Annotated in this window: 11 protein-coding genes and 1 pseudogene; 3 read left to right on the top strand and 9 right to left on the bottom strand. The window is 38.0% G+C overall.

Annotated elements, in window-relative coordinates; translation table 11 throughout:
• Positions 1-407: 407 nt before the first annotated feature.
• Positions 408-725: a DUF3155 domain-containing protein gene (locus tag NLP_RS28125; RefSeq protein WP_041566316.1), complete on the bottom strand. Its 318-nt coding sequence runs from the start codon at positions 723-725 to the stop codon at positions 408-410.
• A gap of 286 nt (positions 726-1011) precedes the next feature.
• Between NLP_RS28125 and NLP_RS28130 the strand changes: the two genes are divergently transcribed.
• Complete coding sequence (locus NLP_RS28130; protein WP_104909193.1) at positions 1012-2367, top strand: GAF domain-containing sensor histidine kinase; 1356 nt, start codon at positions 1012-1014, stop codon at positions 2365-2367.
• Positions 2368-2487: 120 nt separating this feature from the next.
• Here NLP_RS28130 and NLP_RS28135 read toward each other — a convergent pair whose 3' ends face one another.
• From NLP_RS28135 to NLP_RS28165, 7 genes and pseudogenes are all read right to left on the bottom strand, one after another.
• Positions 2488-5214, bottom strand: coding sequence for a protein kinase domain-containing protein (locus NLP_RS28135; RefSeq protein ID WP_104909194.1), 2727 nt, complete (start codon positions 5212-5214; stop codon positions 2488-2490).
• A 6-nt stretch (positions 5215-5220) separates the two neighbouring features.
• Complete coding sequence (locus NLP_RS28140; protein ID WP_104909195.1) at positions 5221-5955, bottom strand: hypothetical protein; 735 nt, start codon at positions 5953-5955, stop codon at positions 5221-5223.
• A gap of 1003 nt (positions 5956-6958) precedes the next feature.
• Positions 6959-8200 (bottom strand): S-layer homology domain-containing protein, encoded by a 1242-nt coding sequence (locus NLP_RS28145; RefSeq protein WP_104909196.1) that lies wholly within the window; start codon positions 8198-8200, stop codon positions 6959-6961.
• Between the two features lie 415 nt (positions 8201-8615).
• A pseudogene (locus NLP_RS34415) lies at positions 8616-9245 on the bottom strand (S-layer homology domain-containing protein); the annotation flags it as partial.
• A gap of 1646 nt (positions 9246-10891) precedes the next feature.
• The gene (locus NLP_RS28155; RefSeq protein ID WP_104909197.1) at positions 10892-11605 is read right to left on the bottom strand and encodes a conjugal transfer protein TrbI; all 714 of its coding nucleotides are present in this window, start codon (positions 11603-11605) and stop codon (positions 10892-10894) included.
• Between the two features lie 338 nt (positions 11606-11943).
• Positions 11944-12087 carry a hypothetical protein gene (locus NLP_RS35265; RefSeq protein WP_234017099.1) on the bottom strand — a complete coding sequence of 48 codons (144 nt, stop codon included), beginning with the start codon at positions 12085-12087 and terminating at the stop codon, positions 11944-11946.
• Positions 12088-12252: 165 nt separating this feature from the next.
• Positions 12253-12594, bottom strand: a complete 342-nt coding sequence (locus tag NLP_RS28165) for a DUF4288 domain-containing protein (RefSeq protein WP_104909198.1) — start codon at positions 12592-12594, stop codon at positions 12253-12255.
• A 2-nt stretch (positions 12595-12596) separates the two neighbouring features.
• Here NLP_RS28165 and NLP_RS28170 point away from each other — a divergent pair, with 2 nt between their 5' ends.
• Positions 12597-12929 (top strand): hypothetical protein, encoded by a 333-nt coding sequence (locus NLP_RS28170; protein ID WP_104909199.1) that lies wholly within the window; start codon positions 12597-12599, stop codon positions 12927-12929.
• Positions 12930-12984: 55 nt separating this feature from the next.
• Here the strand turns inward: NLP_RS28170 and NLP_RS28175 are convergent, their stop codons facing one another.
• Positions 12985-13329 (bottom strand): hypothetical protein, encoded by a 345-nt coding sequence (locus NLP_RS28175; RefSeq protein WP_104909200.1) that lies wholly within the window; start codon positions 13327-13329, stop codon positions 12985-12987.
• Between the two features lie 512 nt (positions 13330-13841).
• Here NLP_RS28175 and NLP_RS33700 point away from each other — a divergent pair.
• Positions 13842-14003, top strand: a complete 162-nt coding sequence (locus NLP_RS33700) for a hypothetical protein (protein WP_158680559.1) — start codon at positions 13842-13844, stop codon at positions 14001-14003.
• Positions 14004-14086: the final 83 nt, after the last annotated feature.

A 14086-nucleotide genomic window follows, 5' to 3' on the forward strand; every position in this document is an offset into this window, starting at 1 on the left:
TCTGACCTAACCTACTCTTTAGGCAATGGAAAGTAGTCAGGAGAAAATCAAGATTGCTGCTTTGTCAGTTTTCCCCACGACTTTGGTCGTGGGGAAAAAATTTAAATTCATTAACTTAAATTCATTGACAGAGCTTACTTAACTATCTACGGCATAAGAGCGCAACTTTACTAGCACTTTTAGACGCGCTTGGCTCTATACCCACTCCCTTCTGCACGATCAAAGTAGTATCAACCCATGCAATCTAGCATGGTTTGAAATAGGTTCACTTTCCAACTACCTGGACTAGATTTACTGGCAAATCAGCTACAAACTAAAAAAAAATTAAATTTTGCATAAACTTAGCAATTTTGCCAGTTAATAGTAGTCAGGAGCCACATTCAATGCTCAAGATGACCATCTATGGTTCACCGACTAGCTAAAGCAAGAGGTTCTTGACCTGGTGAAGGTTCTAACACCCTCAAACTAGGAAACAAGAAATGGTTTTCCTCTACGTATTGAGCACCAAACAGTCCCTTTTCTGCCCAGAAATAACGATCTGTAGTGTGTTCATTTCGCTTTACAAGTAGCAACGCTGGTGGCAAAATCCCTTCAGCTTGAATGAATCTTCTCGCTGCTGTCACAGGCTTTTCTTCGCCACTTTCGATGCTATATTGAGGCACGTGCTCCAAAATGCGCCGTCCTTCCTGACGACGACGACTTTTCCTTTTGCGTCTCCTTGCCAATCTATTGTCCTCCTCTTTCAAGCTATAGATTGTAGTAATAGCTACAAAATCCGTCGTCATTATATAGGTTCTAGTTCAGAATATCAATAGTTTTTAACCTTTTAATATAAGAAAGTTAATATATTTGAAACATAGAGAAAACAAAATTACCTAAGAATATAATCCCCTAGTAGAAACCATCTCTAAGAAAATTTTAGTTAAGCTTTATTAAATGAGCGAGGTAAAAATTAAGTATCCTCTCTTACATCATGACTCAAAATCTATAATCTTGAGCAAAAGCTAAAAAATGTTAATGTCTGCCAGTTCCGATTTTCTTGCTCTGTGTCGAGAGCAAATAGCGCTACTAACCCAAGGGCTGGGAGCGACTTTAAGTATTGTGTACCTAACACAAGAATTGGTAGATACTCCTTCCGGCGATGCCAAACTGATTCCTGTGGTGATTTACCCGGAAACAGCATTATTACCCCAAGGAGAGGAAACTATTGAAGCGACGGCATACAAGCAACTTCAAGTTGGAAATGCGTTTATATTACCCAATCATCAAGGAAGGTTATTGACACCGGCTTCAGAATCTCCAACTTCATCACAGGAGTCTGACATACCAGACGCGTCTCAACCCGATCTTAATGAGGAATACCTACTTAGTGGCAACCAAATTGTTTTACCTCTGATTTATGAGGGTGTGATGATGGGGTTACTGGTGACACGCAGGAAAGACCGGGCATGGAATGAACACGAGCAAAGTCAGATTCAACGGATAGCCCAAACATTAGCGATCGCTTGTATTTTAGATCAGCGGCGAGCATGGTTTGAGCAACAGTTGCATGAACAACAAATTCTCCAAGAAAAACAGCGGGATTTGCTAGATAACCTGTTGCATCAGTTTCGTAACCCATTAACAGCGTTGCGGACTTTTGGCAAACTGCTATTGAAGCGACTACGACCAGCAGACGCTAACCGGGATGTGGCAAATAGTATTGTCCGGGAAAGCGATCGCCTTAAAGAATTACTGCAACAATTTGAACAAGTAATTGACTTGACAGAGGCAGATTTAGCACCACTACATCTGCCGAAAAATGAAGTATTTGTAGAAGCAAGTATCCAAAAAGACGCTAAACCGCCGCTATTATTGCCGGGAACGGGAGATAAAGCAGTTGACTGCTCGTTAGCAGATATATTAGAACCATTATTAATATCAGCCAAAGCGATCGCCCAAGAACGAAAGCTAAAACTAATAACTGAAATTCAAGAGAATTCATCTCTAGTGCGTGCCAACGTCAAAGCATTACGAGAGGTGTTAACTAACATTATTGATAATGCTTTAAAATATACTCCCACTGGCGGCAAAATTTTGATTCAGGCTGGGCAAGAAAAAGCTAATTTTCAGGGAATAGTCATTAGTGATAACGGGCCAGGCATTCCACCCCAGGATTTAGAGCATCTTGGAGAACGGCATTATCGGGGTGTACAAGCGCAAACAGAAATCCCCGGCACAGGTTTGGGGTTAGCGATCGCTAAACAATTAATAGAGCAAATGCAGGGCGAAATCGAGGTTTTCAGCCCTGCAATCAACTCTAAGCTAACTTCACCCGATGCACCGGGAACTACGTTTATTATTTGGTTGCCTGAAACTAAAAGTTAGTCTATTCAGAACGGGTTATCCCATTTTCCTTTAACCTTTAACGCTGCTCAATATCCTAACCTAAAATTATTATTTTTAACAATCAAATAGCTAACTATTTATTCACATTATAGTTAGCATTTAAAGAGTTAGCATGTCATCCAAGCGCATTGTCATATTACCTGACTGTACTTCAACGAGCGAAGAAGTTAGCTTATCAAACTCTAGAGATACACCTATCTGGCTATTATTTATTAATTTAGACAGTGTTGGTATTTCTTCAAGCGACTCATCACTAACATACGATCTAAGAAGGACAGGTTGGATGTCATTGGTATTGATAAAATCAGTAATATTCTGCTTGAGTTTCTCAATGTCTTTAAGAAGTGAAGTAATTCGCAACTTATCTTCTGTACCGCTCTTATAATAGGAATTCTCACTTTCCTTAATAGTTAGTTTTAGATACATATAAGCAACTCTTTCAAGAATTTCTTTAATTTTAGACATTTTTACATTTTTTGGCTGCTTGCTGAAAGCAAGGTTATCAAAAAAATTCTTTTTTTGCTCATTATCATTATATGGTTCTCTTGTATTTATCTTCTTATTCTTAAGAGAATTATTCATAGTCAAAAGACTATTAATTATATCATTTATTCCTGGTTTACTGTAAGTATTGTTTTCAATACCTACGAAAAATATATTGTATATATAAATTCCTATCATGTTTAAATAATAAACACAAGGTTCAATATTTTGGTAGTATACAACTTCCCTTACTATCTCACCATTAGTAATATTGTTTATAATTGTCGATACTTCATCTTTATTATCTTCCTTAAACGAGACGTGTTTATAAGTTAAATTAGAGCCTTCTGAAGATTCAACTTGCAACAATATGTTTGTAGTATTATTTTGAGGTTTTAATATAATCCAATCTCCCTTTTCAATATTATTTCTATAAGAGGACGAATCTAAAAATTGATATTCATATTGTTTATTCTCTAATTCTTTAATTTTAATTTTCCGACGCAGAAATGCTAAATAATTTGGAACAAAAGGATTTCCCATATCACGAGTGATTTTTGTATATACAGAGTCACTTCTTAAATCTTTCTTATAATACTCTTCCGTCTTGTATGCCTGAAACCTTATAGTTAGATTTTCTGGTTCACTATTTGTTTCTCTAATAACCAAGTTTGTAGGATGTAACTCACTAAAGGAGAATGAATTCTGCGAAGAGGAAGATTGCACAGAGCGATTAACTAATTCAGATATTTTATCCAAATACCAAAATCCTCTTACAAAACGAGCAGGTAATTGATCCTTATCCAAGTTCTGTAGTTCTTTGAGTGTTTCTAAAAAACTTGGAGTAGGTGAATTATTTTCCTTTTCCCAATTGCGGCGATAAAGACTATTATTTGTTCTTCTAAATTCGAAATTTTTACTCTGCTCCAATTCTAATATTTTATCAAGCACAAGCTGCACAGCTATTTTATCAGAACTGTCATCACTAAGGGTATAAAAAGTGTTTCCTGCTTTGTAAAGTATGCACTTTAGAATAATCTCAACAATTTCACGAGGAGCATATGTTGTTGAATTTTTATGAAGCTTAAAAGGTTCAAATACCTGAACTAAACTTGGCTCACTAGATTGAAGACTAAAAACTTTTTCATAGTCTTCCATTATTTCATCAACTTTTTTCTCCTTTTTGTCATAAATTACTCGAATGTTATCATAAAAACGCTCTGGCGATTCTCCACAAGTAAGTAGATCAAAGAAAATAGCTCCCAAACCAAATAGATCAGTTTGTATGCCTTGCCGTTTGTACAATAAAATCTGTGTTTTATGATCGTTATTAATATTCTTAATAATCTCATTATTTACATTAAGAAAAATACGTATCGATGAGTTTTCATCAATAGAGATTGACTCAATTTCATACTGTTCTTTATTTTTACTAAAAACTACAAAATCGTTATTTCCAATAATTGAATCACGAAGTTTAGGATCGGTACTAATAAGCTCAACTTTCTGGTTTTCGCTATCTACTTGAATATCCGCATCACAAATATCAAAATAGTCTTTTTGTTCAGGTGAACGGTAGTGACGTGTTCCAAGAGGTAGCTCTGCACTAGCTATTGGCAAAGATGTATTTATTGGATCTCTTTTTGGTAACAGAAAACCAAGATCGCCAATTACAGCCTTAACCTCAGAACCCTCTTCGTTTACGAAAATATTTGCAGGTTTCATATCGAGGTGTAACAAACCAGCTTTATGAAGAGTTACAAGACCTTGAGCAATATCTTTTAAATATGGAAGTATATTAGCTATACGATCTTCAAAGGTCATCTGTCTAAGAATCTCATATCCTGTAAGCTTCCCACCAGTAGGGTGTTGAGATTTTTCCTCTTCTGTATTTTGTTCACCGTCTCTTTCCAAAATGTCTTTCAGTGTTACATCATACTTCTCAGTTACTAAAGCATAGTTTGAGATTCTTAATGGCTCAAAAAACGTCTTTAGTGTCTTATATACATTGGATTCTTGAAATGAATCAGTCCAACCAACTGTCCTGATAACACCAAAAATCTTTCTCTCTCCCCTGGCTCGTGTAATTTCTTGTGTTGATTTAATTTCATTGTCAAAACGTGATTGATCGATCTTATGAGCATAAAGAAGTTTAACAGCAAATCTGTCTTCTTGATTGCTATCATGGACTGCAAATACTATGCCAAAAGTGCCGTCACCAAGTTTAATAGGCTGCCCTTTTTTATCCAGTGTCAAATAAAAATTTTGGCTGTTGCCCCCTAAGGTTTTAAACGAATACTTGTCATTTTCTTTTTTAAGGTTATCTTCTTTTTCTAAGGACATAGTAATTTACTCCTGAGCTAAAATAAAGAGAAAATATTCTTTACGAGAGGTTTTGGGTTTATATTCAATTAAGATTGTTTTTTTAACTATGTTTTTCTCTAATGAAAATAATAAGTCAGGAATTTCTTCAAGCTTTATAATTTCACCAGCTTTATACTCTGTAAATTGGAAGGTTTCAGATAACTCTGATGATAAATTATTTATATCTATCACTCGTTTGGAACTATTTCTTGGAAATTCTAACTCTATAACCCCGTTTCTATTAAGACATAATCCAAATTGTTCTGCATTTTCGATTGTTTTAATCAATGCCCACTCATTTTCATGTATAGGAATTAATTTAATGTTATCAATTAGCACTGATTTATCTTCTGGGTTTCCTTTTTTATTCCACCAATTTATTTGATTAATGATTAAATGTAATCCACTACTGAAAGGGACATTTTGAATATTGAATTTGATGTTGTTTCCTGGTTCTGCTTTGCGTTTTTCTAGCGTATTAGTTGGAAGAAAAGCAATGGATTCATTTACATTATCTAACGGATTTTCTAAGTTTGTCTTTGTAGAATTTTTGGGAGAAATTATAGCTAAAGGCTTATTTTGTTTACCTATTATAACGAAATTAAAATTAATAGACGGATTGATATTTTCTGCCAGTTTTAGATTCAGATTTTCGATACCTGTAAGTTTAGGGATAAATCCTTGAAGTAAGTTAATAATATCTAATAAATCTTGATTCATAAGCATTATCTCCTTTCTATACCACCTAATTAATTTGAGCGCTTGAGCAAAAGTACCAAGATTAAAATTATTTTTAATAAATCCTATAAAAATTAGTCTTGTCTTACCTCTGGAGCGCTATTATCACTCTTATAAATAAAAAATATCGCAAAATTTTTGCTGAAACTTAGTTTCAGCAAGTTTATAAAAATGCTGAGTTTAGTGAAAAAACTAGCATGAGTGCCATATATGTACAATATACAGCAATTACATTAATCTTACAATTTGATTTTAGATTAATGCTCTTTTATTACTCTCATTAGAGAATATTTAGAACCTTGTTTATTGGTGCTTGCTTTCAAATAAAAATTTTTTGGCTTTGCCGATCAAGCCTTTAAAAAAAATTCCAGGTCAGCATCTTATTTTTCTCTCCTCAAATATATAAAAGAGGGCTAAAGTCGAGTTACAAGTTATAATGTGGTTACGCTGGAGAGCCAAAAATTTTAAGAGTATCCCAAATTTACAAAATATATATATTGAGGATTGAGGGAAGATCACTCGTAAGCAATCTCTGTATATTATCAAGACTTAGGCAGTGAAAACTTGAAACACCATCGTCCAAGGAAGCTTAAAAATGCGGAAAATATTAAATTCCCCTGAATTGCGGGGGTTAGGAAATATCTTCTGTGTAAATCTTAAATTATCTTCCCCTAGAAGTTATGTTACTCTTGTTCAAAGTCAAAACTAAGCTTCAGTAAATTTTTAGCCCAAGAATAATAGACATCTCCAGAAATTAATTATTCGTTAGCTGATATCGTGTCCGGTTAAAGACTATCATTAAGACCGCAGACGAGCAGAGGGGAGGGGTTTTTAGATTTTTGCATAGATTTGGGAATTATAACTAATTAGCCCGACATGATATGAAACCCTTATAGAGACGTAGCACTGCTACGTCTCTACATTCATTTTCACCAGATGTCTAATCTATGCGAACAGATTGTGGGTTACAACTTTGGACTAATAACTATCTCAGTGAAACCAACAAGTTTTGATTGATGGTCATTTGTAAATCGGTATTTGGGTCAATGGCGATTAAGTCAACACTCTTCTTGCCGAAGAACAGACCAACCAACGCACCGATACCAGCACCACCCAAGACTTCTTCTGTGGCAATGGCGCGATCGCCAGTCACAGCAGATACCGCAGTTGCCGCACCTGCGCCCAATACAGTATTTTTGATAATTGAACCAACACTAGTACCCTTCTTGACGGTTTCAGTTTTGGTAATAACGTCAGAAGTAGCATTAAGCTGATACTCTTGACCACTGGTCAAAACTAGTTTCTCGGCAACGAATTGAGAACCGCCTGTAGCAGGTTTTAGTTGACCAACAACTTGACTACCAGCAGGAATCACTACAGATCCGTCTTGTGTCACCACGTTTTGGGATACTGTCAATGTCAAGGGCGATGTTTCATCCTTTGTAACTAGAATTTTTTCTGCCTTGTCATACTTCACAGGAATAGTAGTCCCTTGGGCAATTGTCACTGATGCAGGTGTTGGGGTAGTAGATCCGACAGCCACAACATAGGGTGAGTTAATTGTTGAGGCTTGATTAGAACTAACCAATGCTTGGTAGATAAAAGCTGCTACCTGGGCGCGAGTGGCGGTTGCAGTTGGATTCAGGAAGTTTACATTCGGATAGTTCACCACAATTCGCTTTTCGGTTGCTGCGGCGATCGGGCTACGGGCATAGCTAGCGATGTTAGAGGCATCGTTGAAGTATTGCAGAGTGCTTTCAGTATTGCCACTGGGACTATATTCCAAACCGTTTGCAAGGGAAACTAAAACTTGTTGGCGAGGAATAGCCTGGTTAGGCTCAAAGCGATTTCCAGGATAACCAGATAAGAAACCAATAGTATAAGCTTGCCCAATTGCACTGGATGCCCAATAGTTGCTGGGTACATCAGCAAAATTGATTGGCTGCCGTTGTTGTGATTTTTGGAAAGCTTTGTTGACCATCGCGGCAAATTGAGCGCGTGTTACCGGTTCTTCAGGGCGGAAACTACCATCAGGAAATCCGGCAATTACACCTCGCTGTGACAATTGTTGAATAAATTGTGCTGCCCAATAGTTAGACGAAACATCAGAAAAAGTCGTTTGAGCTAAAGATGGTGAAGCTGTAATGAAAGGCGCTACAGTCCCGACTGTAACGCTCAAAGCCATGAGTGCAGCTGTTCTAGATTGCCAACGATTTAAGTTAAACATTATTTTTTTAGTCCGGTGAAATTATTTTTTTACTGTTAATTAGTTAGACATTTACTAAAGTACAAGGTTCCTAATTTTTTTGCTTTTTGTAAAAACCATTACTTTAGTCATACAGTCATAATTAAAAAATCTATGCCAAACGAACTAGCTAATAGAAATAATGTAATCACACTATTACCTATTAGCAAATTTCCAAAAATATAGATACTGAGTGAGACGATACAGAGATATAATAGTTGCTGTTAAATAGAAAATTTTATGGTTAAAAGTGAAGGCGATCGCACACTCTATTTAAAGTAGCGATCGCCTATTGAATAACTATTTAAGTCAACAGATTCTAATTGTGACTAATACAGGTATTGAAGTAGTAGACCCGACAACTACTCTATACGGCGAGTTAATTGCTAAGTTTTAACACAACATAAGGCGAGTTAATTGCTGAGGCTTGATTAGAACTAACCAATGCTTGGTAGATAAAAGCTGCTACCTGGGCGCGAGTGGCAGTTGCGGTTGGATTCAGTAACTTTACATTCGGATAGTTCACCACAATTTGCTTTTGGGTTGCTGCTGCGATCGGGCTACGGGCATAGCTAGCGATGTTAGAGGCATCGTTGAAGTATTGCAGAGTGCTTTCGGTATTGCCACTGGGACTATATTTCAGACCGTTAGCTAGGGCAACCAAAACCTGCTCGCGGGGTATAGCTTGATTAGGTTCAAAGCGATTTCCAGGATAACCAGATAAGAAACCAATGGTATAAGCTTGCCCAATCGCACTCGATGCCCAATAGTTGCTGGGTACATCAGTAAAATTGATTGCCTGCCGTTGCTGGGCTTTTTGGAAAGCTTTGTCGATCATCGCGGCAAATTGGGCGCGTGTCACCGGTTCTTCTGGCCGGAAGCTACCATCAGGAAATCCGGCAATTACACCTTGCTGAGACAATTGTTGAATAAATTGTGCCGCCCAATAGTTAGATGAAACATCAGAAAAAGCAGTTTGAGTTGAAGATAGCGGGGAGCATCCCACTGTGATGAGTTTGTCTTGCAAAGGATAATTCACTGGATCGCAAACAAAACCTGCTGAGTTAGCCGCTATAGAAGTCCGCGTTGGCGGATTTTGTTTCTCTGGCTGTGATTTCCAATCGTCAGATATTTTTTCGATAGCGGGATGCTTACTTAAAAACTCTGAGTCTGCAACAATATCATGAGGCCCCTTAACACTTATCTTAGAACTATTGAGATAGATATTATAATCATAAACAACGTTTTGGTTTTTAGTGTTGTTATTAATATTCTTTCCAGGAAAAGCATAGAGAATGTTCCTGAGAATTCTGACATCAGATGAGGTATGAGCAAATATTTGCCCACCATTAAGTTCTGGACTCTGATTATTTAAAAAAGCTGTGTTATTGACAATATCAACATGCTCGCTTAAAAATGCATGAATTCCTGAACCACCATTATTAAAGGCAAGATTGTTTTTAACTAAAGTACGTCCTTTATATGCACCCAATTTTGAGTTTTCATCATTTCTTGTACTATCGATAATAATGCCATTACCATCTGTGATCGCTCCGACTGCAATCCAAGGGATATACATGCGATTGTTGTAAGTCTTGTTGTTCGTAACATACATCTTGTATCCCTGGTTGTTGTCAGAATTCCAATTATTCAACATTGAAATCCCACTAGAACCATAAACACCATACCAGGCATTATTAAATACCACATTATTATCTATTGTCACATAGTCTGCTTGAATCGCTGAAATACCTGCTCCTCCACAGTCATGCACTTTATTATTCAAAATACGGATGTGATGAACATGACCATTCGTTCGTCCGTCAACGTTGATACAGTTTCCATTTGTCAGTGGGTTTTGTTTGTTAGTCTTCTCACTCATCGCATAATCAAGGGTTATATTGGCATTGTTTCCTATAACCTCTAGCCCGTTGATCTCGATATATGAAGCTCCACTTGAAATCGCGATCCCATTCCATGTATTGTGCTGAATTTTTGGGAAATGCCCAGGATATGCTTTATATTTAATCCATGCATTTGCAGTTCCAGAACGTTTAATATTTACTACACTCCCAGCTTTGCCTGTATTTGTGTATACTCCGTTCATAATCAACACTGTATCGCCAGGGTTGGTAAGGCCTGCTGCCTTTTGAATTGTCCTAAAAGCGGATGAAGTAGAGAGTCCGCTATTATTGTCGTTTCCACTACCACTAACATAGTATGTTTTCGGTGTTGAATTCTTGCTGATTAGGTTGTCGTGGCTGGATAGGCTCATTTCCTTGTTTGTGGATATCTGACGGACGTTTTCAACTAAAGATACTTTTATACTTTCTCCCTGAGCCAAAAAACTTAATACCAAGGGAATTGCAAGATATGTGCTTAAACCGAAACCTTGAATTACCACAAGAAAAGGCTCCTTTATCGCTACTACTTAACAAAAGTATCAGGATATTCCATAATTTTGAATACTCTTTTGGATACAGAATACAATAGAGCCAACTTTTAAATAAGTATTACAATAAATATCGATACTGATTAAGACGATATAGAGGTGGAATAGTTGCTGTTCAATAGAATTTTTTAGGGTTAAAAATAAAGGCGATCGCACACTATAGTTAAAGTGGCGATCGCATATAAGGGATGATTAAATTCACAACTTGAATGAAGTTAAATCTAGTAGCGGGATTGTGGTACTAAATTCAAGTTAGAATTCAGTGTGAGTCTCAAATCTTGTGCTGGTCTGATGACAAAAGCATTTCCTTCTTTTTTCCGCAATAGTACACTTGCACCCGCACCCGCAGCCGCACCGAGAACAGGTTTTAAATCGTCAATTCTGTTGTTGCCAGTAATTAGTGAACCTAAAAGACCAGCACCCCCACCAATAGCTGCATCAGTTAAAACCTGACTGGTGTTGGGCCCCTGTTTAACTCTTTGAGTTGTGGTGTATGTCCGAGAAGTTGCATTAATCGACTGACGCTGACCATTAGAAAATTCTAATTCTTGAGCCACAAACCTTACGCCTTTTCCTTGGTTATCATCTCTATCTCTGGAATAACCATCTAAGTCAACAGGTTCTAACCGTCCATTTACTTTAGTACCAGCAGGAATTAAGACATTTCTATTTCTGTCAATAATGTCGTTGGCTATTCTCAAGGTTAGAGATTTACTTTCCCCAGGAGCAATAGTAATTGTCTCTTTTTCGTAGGTGACAGGAAGAGCAACTCCAGAAGGAATGGTAGCGTTTCCGTATTGTCCAGTTCTGTTTTGATCAATTCTATATTGTGCATTAGCAGGAGCCAAGCTCAATAGGGGACTAATAACGGTTGTAGTAACCGCCATTGCCATAAGTGCAGCAGTACCAGATTTCCATTGATGTAGGCGAGTCATAAGAGGGTTGTCCTTTGTGTATGTGATGTATTTAATGACGAGGATTCACTGAGTTTGTTTCTGACTGTTTTTAAACCTGTCTATAGGCGTATTCCGGAGATAAAAGCACTTATTATGATGGGAAGTCGGAGCGATCGCGTGGGCGTAGCACGTCGTAGACATCAATTTTAACCCGATGACATAGCGGCTATTTCTCCTGGTAATATTAGCGCTCTAATTTGGAATCTTACTAGTCTACAAATTGCCAAAATTACTTGTTCATATTTTTAGAGATTCAATCTAAACCTTTCTTGAACAACTCGGAATATTTTTCCTGAACGGATTCAGTGTTATTAATATTACCGCCGAAACCAAGAGTATACCCAACGCCACAACCGACGCAACCAACGCCATAAATCACGACGAGAAACTACAGGCGTTTTTAGTTGAGAAAGACACTCAATTGCATTGTTACAATCTTGCACTTTAGCATCAAGTCCCATTGCTTGATATGGTTCACGAGCATTGCGATAAGCACCCAGCGCGTCTAATTCCCGATTGACGTTTTCTAATGACAGACCTAAATTAAATCATGCGATCGCTTCAGTATTGTGATCGTTGTTGGGTCAGTGATAAAAATCGACAAGAGCGATCGCATGGTTTTATAACTATTCTCCAAATTGCTCTTGAGATAATAATGGCTCAAATGATTGGTAAGCCTCATAGTTCCGAAAATGTCGAGCATATAAATCAACAATATCCTCAGATGAATCAAAGTCATCATCCAAAACTGAATTTATGTCTACTACTTGCTGCAAAGACCAAGTAATAGTTTCTCCATTTTCATTTGTATAGCTGACACTTTCATTTTTACCATGATTTAAAGCCTTTGCTTTTGCTTCCTCTAAAGAAGCGGCTTTAACTAAAACAAAACTTTCTTGGTACAAAAGTTGATAACTAGGTGCATCTGAAGATGATTTGTAGAGAAGGCGGGCTATTCGGCGTCGCACCTGTGTACTTGATTGCGGTGCGACAAAGTTTGAAGTACCTCAAAACGACTTTGGAGTACCTCAAAACGACTTTGGAGTACCTCAAAACGACTTTGGAGTACTTCAAAACGACTTTGGAGTACCTCAACACGACTTTGAAGTACCTCAACACGACTTTGGAGTACCTCAACACGACTTTGAAGTACCTCAAAACGACTTTGAAGTACCTCAAAACGACTTTGAAGTACCTCAAAACGACTTTGAAGTACCTCAACACGACTTTGAAGTACCTCAAAACGACTTTGAAGTACCTCAAAACGACTTTGAAGTATCTGTTGCTTATAGAACCCATTTGAGATCTATACAGGAGGGCAATCGAATTTGGCTGAACTACGAGCTAAGTTACAAATTTTATAGATTGATCGTCAGGATTTTTTTCTTGCTTTTTTTGTCGCTCAACACGACTGTATTGTAGGGTAATGTATCCGTTCCCAGCGGAATTGGCAGCTTAAAACTGGGGCTTTTATGATCGAGTTCGCCTAAATCAATGCTTTTTGTTATATTGCCATCTGTTGCCAGATAAGCGGTAAGTTCGCCTTTATAATCTTCAATTAAAAAGTCTCTAAAGAAAACGACTGCCCCACCCTCAGGATCTATACCAAGGATGACCGTACCGCTGAAAGTTGCGCCTTTTCGTTCTTCATCAACCGTTGCCACTGGGATTTCCGAGGGGTCTTGACCGGACTTATCTGCCATAAACTTTTTCCTGGACGAATTCTCAACAATTGAAAATGATTTTACAAGAGCGCTATGGGCGATCGCAAAACTCTCAGGACGTATTTCTGCATCGGTCTTGCAAATATATAGCCAAGTTACTTCTGGTTATACGCCTAATTGGAAGATTGAGTAGGGATGATTCGGGGCCCAAAGCGATCACGTTAGCGAAGCGAGGCGTTAGCCTAGCGTTGCTGCAAAGCAGATCGCATCGCAGAAACCTGATAGAGGGGAGACGTTGAGAAGTTTCCGGATAACTTGATACGACCTTGCCTCGGCAGTAGAGTGTCCTTATCTGTGAACTGACAGGTTTATGGAGTCCAAGGATATATAGCAGTCCTAAATCAAACGCGCAGAATTTGAGATCGTTTTAACCCCCCTGTAGTCTCCCCGATGAAGAAGGGGGGACGGCTCAGACACAGACATTGAGATCAAAAGTGCGATGCCTGCTCTGGGCTACGCCATCGCCTGATATTATATGTTGGGTTGAGACAATGCGTTACCAACATTTTGTCTGGTTTGTTGGGTTACCCTGCGGGATCTTGCTACGTTCCTCAAATGCCAGTTGCTTCTCCCAAGGGGAGACGCTGCGCGAACAAGTCGGCAGAGCCGCCCAACGCACTGGCTCCCCAACCTACACCAGAGTGATTCTTTAGGCAAAACCTACGCAGTATTGCCACTCTTCTATAAATGTTTTTCTCTCAGATAAGAGGCAGAAATAACAACAAACCTCCACATA

The organism is Nostoc sp. 'Lobaria pulmonaria (5183) cyanobiont' (genome assembly GCF_002949795.1).
Classification (GTDB): domain Bacteria; phylum Cyanobacteriota; class Cyanobacteriia; order Cyanobacteriales; family Nostocaceae; genus Nostoc.